This is a genomic window from Methanothermobacter thermautotrophicus, assembly GCF_014889545.1.
GTDB lineage: Archaea > Methanobacteriota > Methanobacteria > Methanobacteriales > Methanothermobacteraceae > Methanothermobacter > Methanothermobacter thermautotrophicus_A.
Genome location: NZ_QKOF01000003.1, coordinates 119,379 through 141,528, shown reverse-complemented (window position 1 = coordinate 141,528; position 22,150 = coordinate 119,379). Strand labels below are relative to the sequence as shown.

The following is a 22,150-nucleotide window of genomic DNA, read 5'->3' as shown; positions in this document are numbered from 1 at the left end:
CGGGGCCTTTATCTCTGCCCTACCGGGAAAAGGGTTCAGTGGAGGACAAAAACCCCCAATGGTATTTAAAAAAGCCATCATGCTCCCTATTTTGATTTAAAAGGTTCTAATATGGTTTTTTTGAGGATTCTGGACCACAATATTTATATATAATGCGCTTTTTAAGTGTGTACACGGGGTTTTTAGCCCCACTGGAGGCGGTAAAATTTCGGGAAAACTGAAGATAACAGTAGCCCTTATCATGGTGCTATCACTTCTGGGCTCTAACATTGCAGGTGCCTCTGCATCAGATGAAGGGGCCCTCAGTGAAGTTGCCCTGACAGACAACCAGACACAGGATCACGTTTCTGAAGAGAACCAGACAGAAAAGAACAGTAACCCAGAAAACCAGACAGTTAGCAGCGATGAAACAGGGGCGGCAGGTGAACCTGCCCATGGGGCCATATGGGTGAAGGCCTATGATATGGGGAAGGTCAACCTCACCGAACTCAGGGAGAAGGGCATAAGGGATGTCTTCCTTGAGCAGCTTGCATTCAATGACGCGAGATTCAGCGCAAACCTCACCTCATTCCTTGGTAACGCTTCAGCCCAGGGTATAAGGGTGAGTGCCTGGGTCATCTGCCTCAAGGATGCTAACGGCAAATGGGTTGACCCAACCGGCAGGTACGCCTACAATGTTACAACGACCAGCAAGGTTACAGTCCAGGAGCCCTACAAATACTACTACACTGTAACGGTGAAGAAGGCCTACACAACCTATGTGAAGCAGCGCTACAAGTCATGGTACAGGTACAATGGGAAGTGGAGGTACACCTGGAAGTACCGCTACGTCAGGAAGACCACCTACAGGTACGTTAAGGAGACGCGTTACACCATAAAGTACCGGACGGTTACGAAGACTGTTACCAGTACAGAGACAAGATACGGCTACAACACAAGCTATGCAGAGCAGTTCATTGACAACCTCACCCGTAGGGTGCTATCATACGCCAGCACTCCAGGTGTTGGAGGAGTCCACCTCGACTATATCAGGTACACTGGAAACGCATACCAGGTACCAAACTCAACAGCAACCATAACCGGGATAGTGAAGAGGATCAGTGAAGCCGTTAAATCTGTTAACCCGGGGCTTCTCCTTTCAGCTGCCCTTATGCCGGAGAAGGCCTCAAACGCCTACTACTATGGACAGGACTACACACAGCTTGCAGAGTACCTTGATGTGCTGGTCCCAATGGCATACAAGGGGAACTACCGTGCAGGCACTTCATGGATAGAGAACGTGACAGCCTACATCAAGTCCAGGAGTCCCGGGGCAGAGGTCTGGACCGGCCTTCAGACCTACAGGTCTGATGCCGATGTTACACCAATCCCTGCAGATGAACTCAGAGCTGATATAAATGCGGCCCTCCGTGGAGGGGCCGACGGATACGCCCTATTCAGGTACGGCCTGATTGACAGGGAATTTTTAGGTGGACTGCCAGCTGCAACAACAAAGCCTTCTGCTGACAATTCAATCACCGCATCGATGATCATGGATGCAGCCAGCAGGGTTAAGGCCTTCGTGGAGTCAAACTACAGGCTCCCATCCTATGTGAACATCAACGGGAACACTATAAATAATGCAGAGTTCCTCTATCTGCTGGCAGAGCACCTCACAGGGGCCGACCCTGAGTTCAGATCATTCAGTGAGGGATCAAACACGACGCTGCTGGCTGCCGGAAAGATTCAGAAGTCAGAGTACCTGAAAATAGCATCTCAGGTCCTCGGTTACATGTCAGAGAATGGCAGAGCACCTTCAGGTGTATCATCGGGCGCAGGGAGTCTGAGCTTCAACGCCCTGGTTTACATGCTAGCAAAGGCTGTTGCCTTCCAAAACTCCACTGGAAGGCTTCCAGATTACGTTACAATTGACAGCTCCATATTCTACGGCAAGTACCTTGCATCATCAGCCAACTGTCAGGTCACTGCACCGGAGATAAGGTCACTGGCATCCACGATAACACGGGGAATGACATCGGCACTCTCAAAGGCCACAGCAATCTTCAACTGGGTGCGTGACAACATAGACTACAGCTTCTACTACAACACGAAGTACGGCGCAGTGGGCACACTCAAAAACAGGACAGGTAACTGTGTTGACATGACACACCTCCTGGTGGCCCTCTCAAGGGCTGCCGGTATACAGGCCAGGTACGTCCATGCGAGCTGCACCTTCCTCTCAGGTAACGTCTACGGTCACGTCTGGGCCCAGCTGTATGTGAACGGGAAGTGGGTGAACGCCGACGCATCAAGCAGCATGAACTCCCTTGGAGTCATAAGGAACTGGAAGAGCGCCAGTATAAAGGGCTACTACGCGAGTTTACCATTCTAAAAACCCATTTTTTATTTTTTTCTGAGATGACATGGGGACACGGCAGCCATCTTATGTAACCTGCAGATTTTAATGGTTACATAAGGGGTTGGATGGGCCGCCGCCCTGAATGAAGGGCCTGACTCCAGACGTATCCAGCTGCAGTGAAGTTCAGGGACCCGCCATATGAGAAACCCGGAGGAAACAGTTAAATACACACAGGGTCCATGAAAGGCCCCCTAAAATCTGCGCGTGTATTCCAGCTCCCTGAACCTGAGGGAGACCACTGTACCGTGATCCGAGCTTATCTCCATCTCCCCATCAAGCTGATCTGCAAGGGCACCCATGAGTGATAGTCCCACGGTACCCTCCGGCGCTTCCCCGATACCCCTCCCATCATCCGCCACCGTGAGGTGAAGGATGTCATTTGAGGTGATGGTCACCTCAACCGTGCCCTCACCCCCAGGGAAGGCGTGCCTTATGGAGTTGGTGACGGCCTCATTGATGAAGAGGCCCAGTGGTATGGCTGTTTCAAGGTTCAGGCGGACATCGGCGTCCACATTGAAGCGCACCCCATGGGCAGAGAAAACGGTTATGAGGCGCTCTATGAGCCTGGTTATGAAGGAGGACATGAGAACACCTGAGAAGTCACCGCTGTCATAGATGGTCTCATGGATTATGGCCATGGCCCTGACACGGGCCTGGGCATCCATGAGGACCCTCCTGGTCTCCTCACCTGCACCCATCGCCTGGATGTTGAGGAGACTCACTATGATCTGGAGGTTGTTCTTGACCCTGTGGTGGACCTCACTGAGGAGGGCATCCCTCTCACCGAGGGCGTCCTCAAGGGACCTCTTGGCCTCAATGAGGTCCGTTATATCTGTCAGTGAGACGATGGCCCCGCCCCCTGGCCCCGGGACCATCCACCCTGTGTAATATCTTTCATGGACCTTCATCCTGCCAATGGGGACCGGCGCATCCCCTTCATGGTCAGGGAACTCGGTGATACCCAGTTCCTTCATCGCCGCGTTCCGGTAGACCACCTCGCCGTCCCCATCAAGGACCGCCACAGCTTCGGCCAGGTTCTCGACCACCTCACTGAAGAAGCGCCTTGAATCCGCCAGTTCCCTTCTGTAGGCCTCCCCCTTCCTGTCGAGGGTTCTAAGTTCATCGGCAGTCATCACCAGGGCTATTATCGTCAGGGAGACCATCATGCCCATGAGGAAGACCTCCCCGAAGCCCGGGAACAGGAATGACCTGATCCTTAGGGTGGTTATCCCGAGGATGGTTATGCCTGTGACCATGACAGGGAGCAGTAGCCTCACAACGTATCCACCGGTGAAGGAGGCATTTATTGGTGCAAGGACACCCCTCTCAGGGTAGAGGCTCAGGAGGGATGTGCAGATGAGTAGGTGGATTATGGCTGTGTAGAGGGCCATGAGGAAGTACTCTCCATAGACCCCCAGGCCGGCCATGTAACCTGCAATTACACAGTAGGATATTATACCGGCGGGGAAGGTTATGACCTGGGGTAGAGTGTACCTTGACAGGGCGAACATTATGAGCACCAGGGAGTAGATGATGAAGAGGACTGAGGTTATGAACCTTGAACCGTATTCAGGGAGGACGCCTCCGGTGAGGTAGGCTGTGATGGTGAGGATGTAGAGTGTGAGGATGAAGGTTCCTGTCAGGATGGCGGGGGTTCTGTAGCCCCTTGAAAGGGCTATTATGGATGCTGCTATGAGTATGAAGACCGCGGCGGTTACTGGCTGTGATGGTGGGGACCCGAAGACCTCACCCCTGAGGTAGGGGTTACCCGTGGCCCACCCAAGGAGCACCAGAACTGAGAGTGACATTGCAGCCACTGAAGTTAGGACAGAAAGTTTTCTTGCAAGGATATCGGAACGGGACACCTCCATCAGGAACACCATTAATTCTATGTTTGGTATTACTGATAAATTCTTTGGACTCCCAACCCGGGATGAGCACATTCAGGTTCCGTAATATATCAATCCAGGTTTCCAGTGGAAAGGATTATATTTAATAAATTTTTTAATTAGTGTATGTATTTCCACTGACATGTCAGGTTTGGGGGGAATGGATGAGACGCTTTCTATGCCCTGTCTGCAGGGCCAACGTGACCTCTGAGGTTCATGGGAGCAGGAGGATGCGCTTCTACTACCTGGTATGTCCATCCTGTGGCGCCATGGTCTGTCTGGATGGCCGGATGGTCCTCTGACCATGCCATGAGGAAAGAGGCCGCTACATGGATCTGATGTATATTAAGAAGAATCATGATAGCAGACCGGTACACCCTGGGACCATAAACAAGGACATGATAACCTCCAGGGCAGATGACATGGGCTTCCTCACGGCCTCCATGAGACGAGAGCCCATGTACTGGTGGACCGTTAAAAACCATTTAATTAAATGGGGATCATATAATTACAAAAGAGGGGGACCTCTAAAATGAAGAAAGTTTTAATGTTCATAATCCTTGTCCTGGTCCTCCCATCCGGGAGCCACGCATCGGACCATGACGTGTTCCCCCGGACCGTGGAGGGGCCCGCACCTGTGATCAGTGAGAGCCACGGGGAGGGTAGCGGTAAGTACTGGATATTCAGGCCGGCAGCCCAGGGGAGGTACCCGGTGGTTGTCCTCATCCATGGATGGGCCGCCACCGAACCCATATTCTACATGGCATGGATAGGGCACCTTGTGGGTGAGGGTAACATTGTGGTCTACCCCCGCTACCAGAACCTCCATGACACCTCATCAGAGAACTTCACAGGGAATGCTGCAGCCGCGGTCAGGGAGGCCCTCCAGAGGGTTGATGGTGAATGGAACGGTGAACTCTACCTTGCAGGGCACTCTGCAGGTGGACTGATAGCCGTTAACCTGGCTGCCAGGGAGGATATCCCTGACCCTGAGGCCGTCCTCGCAGTCCAGCCGGGTGTCTCAGGCAATGGCAGTAAACTCGAAAACCTCTCAGGGATCCCCCAGGATGTGCTCCTGGTGGTGATGGCGGGGGACTCAGACACCATCACCGGCACCGCCGACTCCTACCTGATAATGAGGAGGACACCCCAGATACCCCCTGAGAGGAAGATGTTCCTTCTTGTGCAGTCAGACAGGACCCTGAGGGCTGATCACCTCTCACCCCTGGCGATCTCAGAGGAATTCGGGGTCCTGGTGGACAACCTCGACTACAGCGGCTACTGGAAGACCCTGGACATCCTCATGAAGCTGGCAGAGGAGAACAGGACCCTCACGGATGTCCCGTGGGATGAACTCCTGGACATGGGGGTCTGGGGTGACGGGACACCCTTTAAGAGGATGAAGGTCATAGATGTGAGTTAAAGATAAAGGGGAGAAACATTATGGATAAAAAAAAGGTCACCATCATCATCACAGCGGCCCTCCTTGTGGCCCTGACATCCTGTGTGCTTGCAGTGGAGGTGTTTGATGAGGCCATATTCTCACAGATACCCTACAGTTACACGTCCTACACCTCGGTACCCGCCAGTAAGGCGGGTGAGGGGTCCCTGGGTGGTTACTACACCATAGAGGGGAGGGGGAGGGACTTCAGATTCAGCATAGTCCTCCCGGGGGCAGAGAACTTCGACACCCATGAGGTCAACGGTACACGCATATGTTACAATGAGAGCGGCCTTAGGGGCACCGGACACATAGACCACATCGACGTCACCTGGGACACCATCTACTCGCTGCTGAGGGGTGACCTGAAGTCTGCAATGTTCAGGACCCCACTGAGGGGCCACTACAGGATGACCTGCGCCGCCTGGGATGGTGGCGGGAACTTCAGCAATGACGGCAGGAACTTCAGGGGGGACTTCAGGATAAACGGTGCTATGACCTTCTTCGGAGGGAACTTCACCCTGAGGCCAGAGAATGGACGTATAGTTCTGAGTGCAGACTACATATACCACCCCCAGGGGAAGCCATGGGAGGCCAGAAGGGTTAAGAAGGACTTCAACATGTGAAAACACAGGTGACAACCCCAGGGTTAAGAAGGACTTTTACATGTGAACCCCTGGGGGATACAGCTACTTCCGGCAGGCAGGAAGCCGCACCTGTGAACTCTGCATGCCCTGAGGGCCCTTTTAACTCAGGGCTCCGCCTTCTGGGGGGGAATCTGTGGAGTCCACATATGGGGACCATGCACACCGATGATAACCCATCCCACTGATGGGTGTGACGTCATTCATATACTTCCTGTGCAGTGTATTGAGAACGCCGGGAATCCAGAGTCCTCCTTACTTTTCTTCCAGAAAGGGGTTCATGGTTCCTGAAGGGAACAATTAATTTTACATGTCATGAATTCGTAATATCAAATAATGAGAACCCACTACCAGGGAACAATTAATTTTTACACATCATGAATGGCCCCGCTGGTCCATCAGTCATCCCTGAAGTCCACGAGGATGCTCTCTGATCCATTGGTGTGGTAGGATGTCACGTTGACGTCCCTGTCTGCATCAACCCTGATCTCCACTGTCATGGTCCTGCACTGTTCCTCCCTGCTGCTGTTACGTGGCTGTGGATGGATTGCATCGTCAAGGGCGCCCACCGATACCAGGGATGCCACCACCATGGCGGCTATGAGGAATGATAGGAGGGCCCACTCGCCGGCTGTCCCGGTCCTTATCCTCTTCTTCCTCTGGAGGCAGTGGTAGGGTGTGTCCTTGAGGGGGTAAAGCAGGGGGCATCCGTGGACTGTGAAGAGGTCCATGATCAGGTGGGATGTGATTCCAGCAAGGAGCGGGATCCCGTTATCTGGACTCTTCAGTGCATAGAGTAGAAGGGGTGGTAAAATAAGGAGTGTGTGTCCGATGCCCCTGTGCCTCCCTGTGAGGTAATCCAGGAGGTCCGGGAGTGTGCCTGCAACTCCGGCGAGGAGGGCCCCTCTGATGATTGAGGTTACAGGGTAGAGGATGTTTATCAGGAGGAACAGAACCACTGCAGCTGTTATATGAGTCCTTAACTTCACCTGTTTCACCTTACGATGTAGTTGATTGTCCTGAAGACTATGAGGGCGAACCATATGGTGCTGGTTGCCAGGAGGCCGTACTCCAGGCCCACCCTCAGGTAGCAGAGTGAGGCAAAGACTGATATGATGGCCATCACCGTGACCGTGACGTCTACTGAGTCCCCGTCTAGGCAGCCTGAGGGGTTGAGTTTCCTGAAGGTTGAGTAGAAGGGCTGGACCTCCCCCCTGAAGGTCCCTGTGAGGCCGGCCATGTAGTTCACCCTGCCGTGGGTGTGGAGCCAGAGGTACTTGCCTGCTGCCTTCCCTGTGAGGTCCTCGAAGTGGTCCATGAAGACCCAGGTCTCCCTTTCAAGGGATGCTATGGCTGTCATTATCTCTGTGATGGTCAGCTTTTCCTGTGCACCTGGTTCATGGGCCCTTATTATCTCCAGGAGACCTGCCTTGAGGGGCATGGGTGATACCAGGTAGACCAGGGCGGGTTTGAGGTTGAGTTCCAGTGCCCTTTCACTGAGTTCATGGTAGGTGTCCCTGATGTTCCCGCCGCAGTGTATGATGTTGCCCTCCTCAAGACAGGAGACGATTTTTATTAAGTCCATGTAATAAAGTAATAAGTAATATTATTTAAATTTTTCGTATGCATGTGATGGTGGGATACTTTAATTAAAGATAGGGACCTATCTTAAGACAGCCCCTGATGAACTGGGATAATGTAGGATTGAAAGGAGATTAAGATGAAGGTATGTGCAGTTGTCGTCACATTCAACCGTAAGGAGTTACTCATGGATTGCCTGGAGGCCCTCCTAAAGCAGAAAAGACCCCTTGACGCCATCTACATAGTAGATAATGCCTCAACGGATGGCACACCAGGTTCACTGCAGGAGAAGGGATACATAGACGACCCTGATGGCTCCATAAAAACCATAGAGGATCATGGAGGAAACCCTGTTAAAACTGTTTACGTCCGCATGAAAGAGAATACAGGGGGAGCCGGGGGATTCCATGAAGGAATCAGGAGGGCACACACTGAGGGCTATGACTGGATATGGGTCATGGACGACGACGTTGAGCCACTGGATGACACCCTTGAGAAGCTTCTCAGAGCCGCTGAAAAAATCCCTGAAGACGTATCAGCAGTTGCGCCCGTCAGGTTCTTCAGGGGCTCACTCTTTAACCTCGAAACAAAAACCTTTGACTTCAGGAACCCGCTCAAACACTTCACATATAATGTTATAACTGAGGATGACCTTAATGAGGAATACTTCCGGGTGGCAGCCATATCCTTCGAGGGGCCCCTCATAAGGGGTGATGCCATTGAAAGGATAGGATACCCTGACAGGGACCTCTTCATAATCGCAGATGATACAGACTACGCCATAAGACTGCAGACCTATGGACCCATCTATATGATATCAGGGGACCCGCCTCATCAAAAAGGTGGCTGGAGATGGTGGATTCAGCTGGAAGGACTTCTATTATCTGCGGAACCTGGTATACCTTGACATGAAGTACGGAGAGAACCCGGCAGTAGGGTATCTGAGGCCACTGCGAACCTTCTGCTTCTCAGCCTATATATGCCTCAAACGTAAACCATCCAGTTTCAGGTACCTCCTAAGGGCACTGTGGGAGGGTTACACCCTCAAAAAGGGGAGGACCCTGGAGCCAGGAGAGTTCTAGGTTGCCGGGCACTGCTGATAACGGCATAACGACACTTTAACTGTACTGGAGGATCATATGAGGATAACATCACTTCTTTCAAACAGGGACCACAGGAGGGTCCTCGATAACATCATCTCACTCACAGGTATACAGCTGGTCCAGTACCTCCTCCCCCTCGTAACCTTCCCCTACCTCACCAGGGTCCTGGGCCCCTCAAACTTCGGTAAGGTCGCCTTCGCGGTTGCCTTTATAGCCTACTTCCAGTTATTAACGGACTATGGCTTCAACTTCTCAGCCACCAGGGAGATCTCAATACACCGCGATGACCCTGAAAGGGTTTCCAGGATCTACAGCTCGGTGATGGCAACCAAGACCCTCCTCCTCACGGTGACATTCACGGCGATGCTCACCCTGATCCTCCTCATCGACAGGTTCAGATCAGATTACCTCCTCTACATCTTCACCTACGGCCTCGTGGTTGGGAACCTCCTCTTCCCGGCCTGGTTCTTCCAGGGCGTTGAGAGGATGAGGTACATAAGCATCCTGAGGATAGTGAGCTCCCTCATCTACACAGCCCTCATCTTCATCATTGTGCGGGGACCCGGGGATTACCTCTACGTGCCCCTCATAAACTCAGCAGGATTCATAGTGGTGGGTTTATACAGTCAGAGGATAGTCCTCAGGGAATTCGGTGTGAACTTCATGGTTCCATCCCTGGCTGATATAAGGGAGCAGCTCCTTGAGGGCTGGCACCTCTTCATCTCAACCCTGGCCATAAGCCTCTACACCACATCCAACCGTTTCATACTGGGACTCCTTGTGAGCAGCGCGACCCTCGGATACTATGCCGTGGCAGAGGATATAACCAGGGCGCTCCAGGGACTCGTATCACCCATAAGTCAGGCCATCTACCCCTACTTCTCAAGGATCCAGAGGGATGACCGTGAAAGGGCCAGGTATGAGCTCAGGAAGATGCTGGTATTCATGGGGGCCCTGACCTTTATCCTCTCTGTTGCACTCGCCCTGCTTGCACCGGTCATCGTGGGGATACTTGCTGGTCCAGCCTACTCTGAGAGCATCCCCCTCCTCCAGGTACTGGTATTCATAGTCTTTGCTGTTGGTGTCAACAACATCCTGGGTGTCCAGGGACTGGTGTCCTTCGGCTACAAGGAGAAGTTCACGAGGATCGTCATATTTGCAGGTGTGGTGCATATCGGCCTACTCCTTGGCCTTGTCATGCTACTGGGATCAATGGGTGCCGCGGTTGCAGTTGTCACCACCGAAATAATTATTGGTATCATAGAGTATATCCTACTCAGAAGGATGGGAGTATTATGAAGAAGACCATGCTGAATATCGCCAGGAGAACACCACTCTTTCCATATTTAAGGGCCTATTACACGTTATACCTGAAGCAGGGCCTGGGGCCCTCCCTTAAAACCAGGATCATCGGCTCCCACAGGAAGGACATACTGGAAAGGAGGGTCCATCAGCTTGAGAAGGTCTGCAGGAACTCCCGCATACACTTCAATCCCGGTGAAAGGTTCTTCTACAGCATAGACACCCGCATCCATGTCATGGAGACACCAGGTTACAGGCGCCTCGGGAACCTCACACCAGACTACGGGTTCCTGCTTGAGAGGGGCCTTGAGGGTATCGGGGATATGATAGACCGGGCACATGATGGCGATTACACCGGGGTCCTGAGAAGATCCCTCAGGGCAGTCAGGCTGTACCTGGATAGGTGCCGTGAACATTCACCTGAAATCGCAGAGAAACTCGGAAGGGTTCCCCTCAGGCCAGCAGAGACCCTCGAGGAGGCCCTCCAGTCCATACTGTTCATGAATTCCCTTCTCTGGATGTATGGTCACCCCCTGATTGGCCTTGGAAGGCTTGACAGTATCCTAGAAGACTACCATGAGGATCCTGAGGAGTCCCGTGAACTCATAAGGGACTTCATACTGAGCATCTCATCCTACTATGAATTCAAGAGCAACGTCCTCCCAGGTGACACAGGGCAGGTCATCGTCCTTGGAGGTGACTGCAACGATCTCACAGGGATATTCCTGGAGGTCATGGGGGAGCTCAGACTGCCTGACCCCAAGGTTGTCCTCAGGGTTAACAGCAAAACACCCGATGAAATCTGGGAGCTCAGCTACCGGTGCCTCAGGGAGGGCCTCGGTTATCCCCTCTTCTCCAATGACGATGTTATGGTGGATGCCCTTAGCCGGTACTACAGCAGATCCGACGCCCTCAACTACGGGACATCTGCCTGCTGGGAGCCCCTAATCCCCGGGAGGTCCTCTGACCAGAACAACCTGGCAAACCTGAACCTGCTGGAGCCCCTTGAGAAGGCCCTCCATGGATTCAGGGGGGAATTCGATGAACTCCTTGAAGGGTACCGCCAGGAACTGCACAGGTACATCGATGAAGTTATAGATAATGTGGAGTCTGTCAGGGATGAACCATCACCCCTCCTCTCACTCCTCTTCCCGGACTGTATCAGTAACTCAAGGGACATTGCCCTGGGGGGTGCGGCCTACTCCATCAATGGAGTGCTGACAGTGGGGATGGGGAACCTGGTAAACTCCCTCCTCAACATAAGGAGGCTATGCTATGATGAGAAAATCATGGATATCGGTGAGGTTGAAGATGTGCTCAGGGAGGATTTCAGGTCCGCAGAACCACTGAGGGTGAGCCTTGAGGTGATGGGCCCCATGTATGGCATGGATGAGGATGATGTGGTGGAACTGACAAATACCATCATCCAGATGCTGGATGAGAAGCTCGAGGGAAGATACAAGTTCGGTTTAAGTTCACCCGGCTACATAACGGTGGGGGAATCCACAGGGGCATCCTTTGATGGCAGACGCTCCGGTGACCCCCTCGGTGTCCACATCTCCCCCATCAGGTTCACCGAAGGGATGTCCTATACAGAGGTCCTCAACTTTGCAGCGGCCCTGGACTACAGGAAGGCCTTCAATGGTGGTGTTGTTGATATAATGGTTGACAGACCATTCCTGGACCGTGCAGGGGATGAATTCATTGAACTCATAAGGACGGGCCTCCGTAGGGGTGTAATGCAGCTTCAGGTGAACGTGGTGGACCCTGAGATACTACTCAGGGCAAGGGACAACCCTGAATTATACCCTGACCTCATAGTGAGGGTCTGGGGATTCAGCGCCTACTTCAGGGACCTTCCAGAGGAGTACAGGGACCTCCTGGTGAGGAGGGCCCTCGAATACTCAGGGCATGGTGGTTACAGTGGATGAACTCCTGATAACAGGCATACAGAGGTTCAGCGTCCATGATGGGCCCGGTATAAGGACCACGGTGTTCCTCAAGGGGTGCACCCTCAGGTGCCCCTGGTGCTGCAACCCCGAAAATATAAGGGGGGAACCGGAGGTCTACTTCAAGGCAGAAAAATGCATCGGCTGCCTGGAATGTGTGAGGAGATGCAGCTTCCTTGATAAACCAGGGGACATATTCAGGTTCCCTGAACACCTTGAGTGCGCCGGGAGCTGCCCTTCAGCTGCGATGGGTGTCTACGGTGAGGTCAAGGGAGCAGATGATGTTGCAGAGGTCATCCTTCGTGACCTTGACTACTACATCTCCAGTGGCGGTGGTGTCACCTTCTCCGGGGGAGAACCCCTCCTCCAGGCCGAGGCGATACTGAAAGTTACCTCCAGAACAGGTGACGTCCACACAGCAGTTGAGACATCACTCTTCGCCCCCATGGAATCAGTTGGGAGGTTAAGGGGTGAGGTGGACCTCTTCATCGTTGACGTGAAGATACTGGATGAGGCCAGGTGCCGGGAGGTTACAGGCGGCGACCTTGAGGTCTTCAGGAGGAACCTTGAGGGGCTCTCAGATGAGAGGGTCCTGATAAGGTTCCCTGCGGTGAAGCCCTACACCTTCAACAGGGAGAACATAAGGGCCCTCATCAGATTCCTCAAGGAATCTGGGGTGGATTACATTGAGGTCCTGGGTATACACAGGCTTGGACTTGAGAAGTACCGGAGTCTGAACCTCCAGATGCCTGAGTTCTCAGCCCCCCGGGATGATGAGATAAAAAAATTGAAGTGGCTCCTTGAGAAAGAATCCATAAGGATGAATTATCTGAAAATTTAGGTGCATTGTAATGTTCAGGTACATAATTGTTGGCGCAGGACTTGCAGGGTCGGTGATGGCCGAGAGGATAGCCAGCCAGCTGGGAGAGAAGGTGCTGGTGGTTGAGAGGAGGAACCATATAGGTGGTAACTGCTACGATGAAAGGGATGATAACGGGATACTGGTACACAGGTACGGACCCCACATCCTCCACACAGACAGTGAGGAGGTCTTCGAGTACCTCTCAGCTTTCACCGGGTGGAGGGAGTACCAGCACCGCGTCCTTGGCTCCATAGACGGGACCAGGGTCCCCCTACCATTCAACCTGGACTCGCTGAGGATGCTCTTCCCCCCATCACTGGCGGAGAGGCTTGAGGAGAAGATGATTGAGGAGTACGGCTTCGGTTCAAGGGTCCCGATAATGGAGCTCATGGGATGCGGCGACCCTGACATAGAGTTCCTGGCAGACTACGTCTACAGGAAGGTCTTCCTCAACTACACCATGAAGCAGTGGGGCCTGGAACCAGGGGATATAGACCCGGGGGTCACAGCCAGGGTCCCCATTGTACTGTCAAGGGATGACCGCTACTTCAATGACAGGTACCAGGCCTTGCCAGTGGATGGCTACACAGCCATGATAGGGAGGATGCTGGACCACCCCTGCATAAAGCTGATGCTCAACACAAGCCACGACGAGGTCCTCGAGTTGAGGGATGGGAGGATCCACTTCATGGGCTCTGAGTTCAGGGGTAAGCTCATATTCACGGGTAAGATAGATGAGCTCTTCGGCTACAGGTACGGTGAGCTACCCTACAGGTCACTGGACCTCAGGTTCGAGTCCCTTGACATGGAGTGGTTCCAGGAGGCCGCTACTGTGAACTACCCCAACGACTATGACTTCACAAGGATCACAGAGTTCAAACACCTCCACCCGGCAGATTCCAGGAGGACGACGCTGCTGAGGGAGTACCCCTGCAGACACGTGGAGGGGGAAAACGAGCCCTTCTACCCGGTATTCACAGATGAGACCCGGGCGAAGTATGAAGGGTACCTTGAACTCGCCAGAGAATTTGAGGACCTGATACTGGTGGGGAGGCTTGCAGAGTACCGCTACTATGACATGGATGATATAGTGCTGAGGGCCCTCAGGGTCTTTGAGGAGATGATAGATTGAGGGTCTGTCGTAACATACAAGGACTCAAGCGTGAGGAGATGATAGATTGAGGGTCTGTGCAGTGGTCGTGACCTACAACCGCAAAAAGTTGTTAATTGAATGTTTGGAGGCTTTAAGGAGGCAGACAAGGCCTCTCGACGCTATTTATATTATTGATAATGCGTCGACTGATGGAACACCACAGCTGCTGCAAGAGCAAGGTTACATAAAAACCCAAGAAAGTGAGATGACAAAAATAGAAAACCTTCATGATGGTAGGTTAATAAAAGTGGTTTATGTGCGCATGAAGGAAAACGTTGGAGGGGCGGGCGGTTTTCATGAGGGTGTGAAAAGAGCCTTCCATGATAGATACGACTGGATATGGCTCATGGATGATGATGCCGAACCACTCCCAGATACTCTAAAGAAACTTCTTCATCAAGCACTCGATCATGTTTCAGCTGTCTGCTCCACTGTTCTCGATAAGAGTAACAATATCCTCCTGAATCACAGAGGGCATGCAAACCTTGAAAACATTTTCCCATTAATACAGGAGCCCATAAAAGAAGATTTATATTCTAAAAAAAGTTCTGTGGAAATAGATACCGCATCCTTCGTGGGAATATTGATTAACAGAAAAAAAATAGAGAGGATAGGATTTCCCAAAAAGGAATTTTTCATTCATCATGATGACATTGAATATTGCATGAGACTGAGGAATGAAGGAAAAATAATTCTAGTTACAGATAGTATAATTCTGCATAAAGAGGCCTCAAAAAAATTAATAAAAAAGAAATTCCAGGGTAAAACCCGTCACATTGTGCCCTTTGAAAACCTATGGCTCAACTATTATGGGATTAGAAATTTAACATATCTTGGAACTATCTACTCTAAAAGAAAAGTGAAGTTCTACGTATCCCTATTTAGAAATTTTGTGTTGATGGTAGGGGGGATACTGTTATTATCCGATAACAAGTACAAGCGCTTGAAATTCCTCATAAATGCATACCTTGATGGCCTCAGGGGTAGATTTGATAATGAGAAACCCCGCAGGATACTCTACGGGTGATCATATGAATAACATCTTGGCGGTTACGGTGACCTACGGAAACAGATTCCATCTACTCAGACAGGTAATTGATGCAGCCCTCAATGAAGGAGTAAATAAGGTAATCGTGGTTGATAATAACTCTGAACCTGAGAGCAGAGAGAAACTTAAAGAGTACCATAAACTTAATAAAGACAGAATTGATGTGCTGTACTTATCTGAGAATCTCGGATCGGCTGGGGGCTTCAAGAGGGGTCTTAAAAGGGCCCGCGATGACCCTGAATGTGAATTCATATGGCTACTTGATGATGACAATATGCCCTGTCCCGGATCACTGGAAACCCTGAAAAAATTCTGGGAAAGCCAAGACCTTGAAGGGAAAGAGGAGAGGTTAGCTTTACTTTCTTATAGAAAAGATAAATTTGATTTAAAGACAATAAAATCAAACAATCAAGAAGGAGTTCCTGGTAAAAAGAACAGTTTTTCTGGTTTTCACGTATCCCAAATTCCCCTTTATGTTAGAACAGTAATTTTAAGGAAAATAAGGGAAAATGAAGCCACTCGTCCAAGGTTACCCCCTGAAGTTACCGTGCCCATGGCCCCATATGGTGGTCTTTTCTTTAATAAGAAACTTCTGGATGTGATTGGTTATCCCATGGAAGAACTTTATTTATATTCAGATGATCATGAGTGGACATACAGGATTATATGCAGAAAAGGCAGAATAGTTCTCCTCACTGATAGTATTATAAAGGACCTTGAAACTTCATGGGATATTCCCCGAAAAAATGGAACCATGCTGTCAAAATTTTCACCTTCAAATACATTCAGAGTTTACTATGGAATCCGCAACAGATCTTATTTTGAAAAGAAATACCTCGTAACTAGAAGATACGTCTATAATTTAAACCGGGTCCTGTTTCTTCTTTTAATATTTTTTCATGATCTTTTTTTCTTTGGAACATTAAAGACATTTAAAACAGTTTTAAGAGCTATTGAAGATGAAAAGAAAAATAGGTTGGGAAAAAGATTTACAGATTGAATTAATTAAGGCCATTAACTATTTCATGGAATACCTTTGTTGATCTGTAGGCCTCTTCAACTGTATATGGCATTGCTTTAGTATATAAAATCTGATCAATGAATGACCTGAATAGGAGTTCATGAGCCCTCTTTCTCCTGCCACCTACAAAATCTATGAAATTTCCCAATGTTGAACCGATAATATGGGATGCCATGGAAACCGAGTCCCTGAAGATTCTGAATTTGGTCAATGGCTGCCTTGGCAGGTAACCATCAACGCATTTTCCCTGCACCATGAACGTCTGATTAGACCCATCAAAGCCTATTATTGATTCCTCACCATAAACCTTTAATGACATTGGAAACGTCCATCGTGGGCTGTTAAAGGAAACATGAATACTGCCAAATTTATCACCACTATCAAAAGATGAGAACCGCCGAAAAGTTGGTGGTCGATATTCAAAGATTTATCTGACCTGCTACACCTGCTTTGAGGTTTATTTGTGGCTTTAATCATCAGGTTTTCATATGCGTTAGATGTCACCTCTTGGCTTAGTATTCCCTCTTTCAAGATTATAAGAATGTTTTGAAGTATATGAAGATTTTCTATGTTATTATTGTCAGAACAAAGATTTTAGTAACCTTATTAGTGTCCGGTTTAGGATGAACATATCACAAGGTTTCCTGCTAGTTCAAATTGTCCATAAAAATCTAGCACCTCCATTATCATATATAAGATCCCTCTTATCAATCAAATCACCATAAAGTTTGATTGATTTCGTATTATCTATTTTTAGGCTTCCATTATTAAATACAGGAGGCTTTGAGGGAGTATCCAAGAATACAAGACCTTCATGTAAATTAACGTATCGTAGATATATGTAATCTCCACTTTCAGTATTATTCGTCCCGTTAAAGAATTGCGGATTTATCTTAGGAATGCCATTGAAACCATAGATTATCCTCGAAAATGTCAGGGCATCACCATGAATAACTGAACCTTCATTGTAATGGTAATTAAGCCACCTCGAAGCGGCGACTTCACTGTCATATATGAATGTCTCATAGTGTCTTTCACCGGAACCATCATAGGAGTAGGAGTAGGGTATACCATAGAAATGATAGTTGAGGTAGTTTGTGCATGAGAATAGAAGGATGAGCAGGACAATGACTGAGGGAATCCTCCATCTCTCTTTTCTTATAAAACCCGTCAACGCATCAACACCAATAATGAAAAGTGGCGCAAGTATTACAAGTAACTGTGTGAAGAGGCGTGTCCCCCCATAACCCCGGGATAAAAAGGGGAGAGCAATGAATGATACAAGAATAACCATGCAGATAATGACAGCGGCAAGGTATTCCCGTCCCTTACGGTATTCAGGTTTAAGTATAACTGCAAGTGCACCGACTCCAATTGTGGCAAAGATGATGTCATGGACAACTGTGCTCAGAAGGTTAGGGAGACTGGAAATCCCTATTCCAACAACTGCAAGTTCAGAGTTATTCCGCATATCTGCTGCGAAAAAGTCGGACATACTCCTTATGGTCTCTGTGAAGAAGGAGACCGCTGATTTGAATGGTGCACCTGTGGCCTGCGCATACCATGCAAATAGAATAACGAAGAAAAGCACTGCAAGGGATGCTGCAAAGAATTCACGGGAATTATCCGGAACTTTAAATCTCTTCATTACCCTGACGAGGAGTGGTGTTATGGCTGCAAGGAAAAAGAAAACATAGGCTGTTGTGTAATGTGAGAGAATCGTTCCAACCATAAAAATAACGAAAAGTAGTTTCTTATGGGTCCGCCTCATGTCCCCTGTGAGGACCATGATGGCTGCTGCGAAAAAAACAAGGGCTATGAGCTGCCTGCACCATCCGAGTATATAAATGAATGAAAACTGGAAGATGAATAGAAGGGCAGCATAGAATCCGTAATCACTCCTTTTGAGTATCCTCTCTGATATCAGATAGACTGCCAGTGCCATGAGGGTCCCTATGAAACCATAGTAAAACTTGAAGATGTAGACAGCAGGAACTTTAAGGAGGACCTTATAGACTACTGGGAGAACTGTGACGGAGAGACAGGCATTGTATGCATCATATAATCCGAGATGCATGTCCCAGTGACGGTTCATAAGGGCCATTTTAAACAGGACGAACTCGCCATGTATATCCCTCCCAATTAGATAATTTGATGGCAGACCATTCATCAGGAGCAGGGAGAGAGAGATGCTGAATAAAGCGACTGGATATGTGGCGGGCCCAATCCTTTTCTTGAAAACTTCTAAAAGGGTTATGTAGACTGGTATGGACAGGAGAACAAGTAAGAGTAATATGTTAACAGAGTATTTATTCATTAGATAGGATCCAGTAACCGTTAGGATAGGGAAAAAGAGGGATGAGAGCGCAGGAAATAGATTGCCCTGAGTTTTAAACTGTATTGGTTCCTCCCCCCTGAAATAATAGATTATCATCAGCACTAGGAGGAGAATATTGAGGGCTAAAGATATGGGCAGGAGTGAAAGTGGTCTCCTTATGAGGGGATAGAAGCTGTTTATGATGAGTCCCGTTATCATTAAGAGGAATATGCTGAGAGATGCTGCAATAACAGAACCCTCAATGAACTCAAGCCTTAGCCTTAAAATACCAATAAGAAGGTATCCAGGAATAAGTGTGAAGAATATGAAGGGTAATGACTGCCTTAAAATAGGAATATCTAAAATTATGGATAAGTCCGTGATTAACAGTAGAAGCAGTATATAGATTATATCTTTCCTCATAGTAATCCCCTGTAGATCTCCTCTAGTCTCTTCACGTGATCCTCGATACTGTACTTCTGTGAAGATTCATATGCATTCCTTTCAAGTCCTTTAAGAATGGAGGGATCCTCTGAAATCTTTTTAAGGATTCTGCTAAGTTCCACCACACTCCCAGGTTCAAAGAGGAAGCCATTGTATCCATCCCTTACAAGTTCAGGTATACCCCCGATCCTGCTTGCAATGACTGGTGTTGAATTCATTAAACTCTCATATATGACCATGGGTGAATTATCATACCATATGGAAGGAAGAACAGTCATGTTAGCCCTTTGATACATGTCCATAAGTTCATCACCACTTAAAAACCCATGGAATATTATCCTATCATCACCCTCAGCGAGTTTCCTGAGTTCGTCCTCATCAGGGCCCTTACCGAGGATGTGAAGTTTGAGATTATCGTTTTCAAGTTCCCTGAAGGCCCTTATGAGTATATCAGGTCCCTTGTGCCTTGATAGTGAACCCACAAAGAGGATGTCCAGGGTATCATAGGACTTCTCAACTGGCTGGGTCTCGGTCTCCACGGGATTGTGAAGAACAATTTTTTTAGCATCACTGAAAAGTCCTGCATTCTCCAGCTGTTTCATGACGAATCCTGATGGTGCAGTTACAATATCAGGTTTATCTTGGATTAGGAATTTTTGTATTTTGTTGTATATTTTGCATGGTATTCGCGGATTTTCGCATATTTCTCCTTTTCCATTGAGTAGATTTGCCCTTATACAAATGCTTGAATAGTCATGGGCCGTGAACACTAATGGTATTTTAAGGTCTTTAGCTGCCTTGAAGGCGAGAGGTGACAAACCTTTATAATTATGGATATGGATAATGTCTGGGTTTTCTTTTTTTAGGATTTTTTTAATTTCTTTGTAGGCGTTTATGTTGAAGAGATCTATGATGTGCCATGATATTCTCCTCATAATTTTTTGTTTATGGAAATCTAGGATTGGGTAAATATTTAATGATAATCTATACGTTTGAATGTTTTTAGTTTTCTCTTTAACTTTGTTAGCGTTAGTGGTTATTATGATAATCTTGTGTCCTCTCTTAATAAGTTCCCTGACGATTTTTTCTACCACGATTTCAGCGCCGCCCAGTACTCCTGGAGGGTATAAATTTGAAATAAAACATATTTTCATGTTATTCCCCTTTTGCTATGATGAGGATTGCTCCACTAAATTCTTTAAGTAGAGGGAATTTCTCTAGTTTATTTTCTATCCTTTCAAAAAATTTTATACTTTTTTCTGGGATGAATTTTGGGATAAAATTGTAATTGTAACAAGTTATTTTTTTTATAATCCAATTCTTGGAGTATTTTCTTTAATTCCCATTTAATGAAACTTGATTCTTTCACATCTTCATTTTTGAATTTGAGCTCATTTATTCTCCTTATAGGATTTAATGCGTTAGGTTCTGATAAAATAAGATCTCTTGAAACGCGTTTCATTTCCTTCAATGCCTTTGTGGGATTGGGACATGATGAAGGGCGTCGATGATAACCGCCACGTCAAAATAATTGGAAGGCAGTCTCGTCCCTTCTAAGTTGCCTTGAATAAATCTTACATTCTCAAGATTCTTATTACGTATCCTTGCAAGTTTTATCATCTTATCAGACAAATCTAATCCTACCATCATTTTAGGCTTGGAAACTCTGTTGACCTGTTTTTCGAAAATTCCGCTTCCACAACCACCAACGAATACTCTCTTTTCATCGAAGTCATAATGATCTATTATAAGTCCAAATGTTTTCCTCCACCTCGAATACTCATAATAACTTCTACATGGCTTTTTCAATTCACTTTCATCATCTATATGCTCTTCCCACCATCTCTTCTCTTTCTCTATTTCATCCATCGAAAACAACCTCTCTATAGATCCTTTCCGTCATCTTGGCAGCCTTATCCCATGTATAATTTTTTTCCACCATTTTCCTGCCTTTTGAGCCCATTTTCTTGGCGAGCTCCTCATCCTCTAATAACTTCATGATCGCATCTGCAAGTGCACCGGGATCTCCTGGTGGCACGAGAAGCCCGGTTTCACCATCCTTTATAACATACTTTATTCCGCCAATCCTTGAACCTATAACTGGTTTGCCACATGCATTGGCCTCAATTAGGACCATCCCAAAACCTTCTGCAATGGTTTTGGTTGGAAGTACAAGGGCATATGAGTCCCTATAGATATCTATGAGTGTTTTTTCATCCACAGATCCTTTGAATGTAACAATTTCTGATATTTCAAGTTCCCTGGCCATTCCCTGGTAGTGGGTGACCATGTCCCCCGTACCTACAAGTACAAGACGCACGTCTTTATAAGTTTCAGAAACTTGCTTAAATGCCCTTAGAAGAACGTCAACTCCTTTATGGTCATGTCCCCTATTCATTGCACCTACAAAGAGTATTTTTTTCAGGATAGAATCCTCATCGCGAGGAGAGTAAGTTTCAATATCTACAGCGGGGGGTATCCATGTCATCTTTTCATGATAATCCTCTGTGAATGATGATTCGTTGTAAACATAGGGGGATGGTGTTATGATCCTACTGGAAAGTTTGAGAGTCAACCGAAGAAGTGTCTTGCTGTAAATCACAGATAATAATTTTAAATAGGATGAAAATTTCAGGGGATCATTATGATATGTTAATACAAATGGCCTGTGACTCATTTTAGATGCCAGTGCAGCCATGTCTGCGTAGAAAGGTACAGGAGTATGGGCATTCACAATATCAATGTTCCTTTCCCTGATTATCCTGGAAATTTTTGATATAATGTTGTATCTTACTGGAGTGTTAGATATCCTAAAATTGGGTTTAAGTCTTATAATATCCAAACCTGCAATGTTTTCTTCAGAGTTAACCTCACCCGATGTAAAAATTGTTATATCATGACCTCTTTCACTCAATATTTTTGCAATATTGTAAGCATAATTTTCAGCGCCACCCCTCCTCGGATAAAAATAGGGTGTGACAATCATTATATTCATTTT

The 22,150-nt window shown here is 47.9% G+C and carries 20 protein-coding genes; 12 read left to right on the top strand and 8 right to left on the bottom strand.

The features are described 5' to 3' along the window. Positions 1-241 precede the first annotated feature (241 nt). Positions 242-2,371, top strand: a complete 2,130-nt coding sequence (locus tag DNK57_RS01595) for a pseudomurein-binding repeat-containing protein (protein ID WP_192961307.1) — start codon at positions 242-244, stop codon at positions 2,369-2,371. 218 nt (positions 2,372-2,589) lie between these two features. On the opposite strand, the gene DNK57_RS01590 is transcribed toward DNK57_RS01595, so the two are convergent. Continuing rightward, complete coding sequence (locus DNK57_RS01590) at positions 2,590-4,269, bottom strand: sensor histidine kinase (RefSeq protein WP_192961306.1); 1,680 nt, start codon at positions 4,267-4,269, stop codon at positions 2,590-2,592. Positions 4,270-4,451: 182 nt separating this feature from the next. Between DNK57_RS01590 and DNK57_RS01585 the strand changes: the two genes are divergently transcribed. The 3 genes from DNK57_RS01585 (at position 4,452) to DNK57_RS01575 (ending at position 6,354) form a co-directional block, all read left to right on the top strand. Beyond that, complete coding sequence (locus DNK57_RS01585; protein ID WP_192961305.1) at positions 4,452-4,589, top strand: hypothetical protein; 138 nt, start codon at positions 4,452-4,454, stop codon at positions 4,587-4,589. A gap of 230 nt (positions 4,590-4,819) precedes the next feature. Next, positions 4,820-5,710, top strand: coding sequence for an alpha/beta hydrolase family protein (locus DNK57_RS01580; RefSeq protein ID WP_192961304.1), 891 nt, complete (start codon positions 4,820-4,822; stop codon positions 5,708-5,710). A gap of 20 nt (positions 5,711-5,730) precedes the next feature. After that, entirely contained in the window at positions 5,731-6,354 is a 624-nt protein-coding gene (locus tag DNK57_RS01575; RefSeq protein ID WP_192961303.1) for a hypothetical protein, read from the top strand. Between the two features lie 416 nt (positions 6,355-6,770). Here the strand turns inward: DNK57_RS01575 and DNK57_RS01570 are convergent, their stop codons facing one another. Continuing rightward, positions 6,771-7,361, bottom strand: coding sequence for a metal-dependent hydrolase (locus DNK57_RS01570; RefSeq protein ID WP_192961302.1), 591 nt, complete (start codon positions 7,359-7,361; stop codon positions 6,771-6,773). Positions 7,362-7,366: 5 nt separating this feature from the next. Continuing rightward, positions 7,367-7,957 (bottom strand): hypothetical protein, encoded by a 591-nt coding sequence (locus DNK57_RS01565; RefSeq protein WP_192961301.1) that lies wholly within the window; start codon positions 7,955-7,957, stop codon positions 7,367-7,369. A 135-nt stretch (positions 7,958-8,092) separates the two neighbouring features. On the opposite strand from DNK57_RS01565, the gene DNK57_RS01560 reads away from it, so the two are divergent. From DNK57_RS01560 to DNK57_RS01530, 8 genes are read left to right on the top strand one after another with little or no spacing between them, the layout of a single operon-like run. After that, on the top strand, positions 8,093-8,860 hold the full coding sequence (locus DNK57_RS01560; protein ID WP_226890942.1) for a glycosyltransferase family 2 protein: 768 nt from the start codon (positions 8,093-8,095) through the stop codon (positions 8,858-8,860). A 1-nt stretch (position 8,861) separates the two neighbouring features. Further along, the gene (locus DNK57_RS08955) at positions 8,862-9,035 is read left to right on the top strand and encodes a hypothetical protein (RefSeq protein ID WP_226890941.1); all 174 of its coding nucleotides are present in this window, start codon (positions 8,862-8,864) and stop codon (positions 9,033-9,035) included. Positions 9,036-9,092: 57 nt separating this feature from the next. Beyond that, a complete protein-coding gene (rfbX, locus tag DNK57_RS01555; protein WP_192961300.1) occupies positions 9,093-10,355 on the top strand; it encodes an oligosaccharide flippase family protein in 1,263 nt (420 codons plus the stop codon). After that, complete coding sequence (locus DNK57_RS01550; protein ID WP_192961299.1) at positions 10,352-12,289, top strand: pyruvate formate lyase family protein; 1,938 nt, start codon at positions 10,352-10,354, stop codon at positions 12,287-12,289. Before rfbX ends, DNK57_RS01550 begins: the two co-directional genes overlap by 4 nt. Beyond that, a complete protein-coding gene (locus DNK57_RS01545) occupies positions 12,282-13,148 on the top strand; it encodes a glycyl-radical enzyme activating protein (RefSeq protein ID WP_192961298.1) in 867 nt (288 codons plus the stop codon). The genes DNK57_RS01550 and DNK57_RS01545 overlap by 8 nt, the downstream gene beginning before the upstream one ends. 10 nt (positions 13,149-13,158) lie before the next feature. Then, positions 13,159-14,301 (top strand): UDP-galactopyranose mutase, encoded by a 1,143-nt coding sequence (glf, locus tag DNK57_RS01540; RefSeq protein WP_192961297.1) that lies wholly within the window; start codon positions 13,159-13,161, stop codon positions 14,299-14,301. Between the two features lie 46 nt (positions 14,302-14,347). Beyond that, positions 14,348-15,349: a glycosyltransferase family 2 protein gene (locus tag DNK57_RS01535; RefSeq protein ID WP_192961296.1), complete on the top strand. Its 1,002-nt coding sequence runs from the start codon at positions 14,348-14,350 to the stop codon at positions 15,347-15,349. Continuing rightward, positions 15,294-16,370 carry a glycosyltransferase gene (locus tag DNK57_RS01530; RefSeq protein ID WP_226890938.1) on the top strand — a complete coding sequence of 359 codons (1,077 nt, stop codon included), beginning with the start codon at positions 15,294-15,296 and terminating at the stop codon, positions 16,368-16,370. The genes DNK57_RS01535 and DNK57_RS01530 overlap by 56 nt, the downstream gene beginning before the upstream one ends. A 1-nt stretch (position 16,371) precedes the next feature. Here DNK57_RS01530 and DNK57_RS01525 read toward each other — a convergent pair whose 3' ends face one another. The 5 genes from DNK57_RS01525 to DNK57_RS01505 form a co-directional block, all read right to left on the bottom strand. Then, positions 16,372-16,710, bottom strand: coding sequence for a hypothetical protein (locus DNK57_RS01525; protein WP_192961295.1), 339 nt, complete (start codon positions 16,708-16,710; stop codon positions 16,372-16,374). A 333-nt stretch (positions 16,711-17,043) separates the two neighbouring features. Next, a complete protein-coding gene (locus tag DNK57_RS01520) occupies positions 17,044-19,131 on the bottom strand; it encodes a DUF6541 family protein (protein ID WP_192961294.1) in 2,088 nt (695 codons plus the stop codon). Then, on the bottom strand, positions 19,128-20,306 hold the full coding sequence (locus DNK57_RS01515) for a glycosyltransferase family 4 protein (protein WP_192961293.1): 1,179 nt from the start codon (positions 20,304-20,306) through the stop codon (positions 19,128-19,130). The genes DNK57_RS01520 and DNK57_RS01515 overlap by 4 nt, the downstream gene beginning before the upstream one ends. A 313-nt stretch (positions 20,307-20,619) precedes the next feature. After that, a complete protein-coding gene (locus tag DNK57_RS01510; protein ID WP_192961292.1) occupies positions 20,620-21,021 on the bottom strand; it encodes a class I SAM-dependent methyltransferase in 402 nt (133 codons plus the stop codon). Continuing rightward, positions 21,014-22,147 carry a glycosyltransferase family 4 protein gene (locus DNK57_RS01505; protein WP_192961291.1) on the bottom strand — a complete coding sequence of 378 codons (1,134 nt, stop codon included), beginning with the start codon at positions 22,145-22,147 and terminating at the stop codon, positions 21,014-21,016. Before DNK57_RS01505 ends, DNK57_RS01510 begins: the two co-directional genes overlap by 8 nt. Positions 22,148-22,150 lie beyond the last annotated feature (3 nt).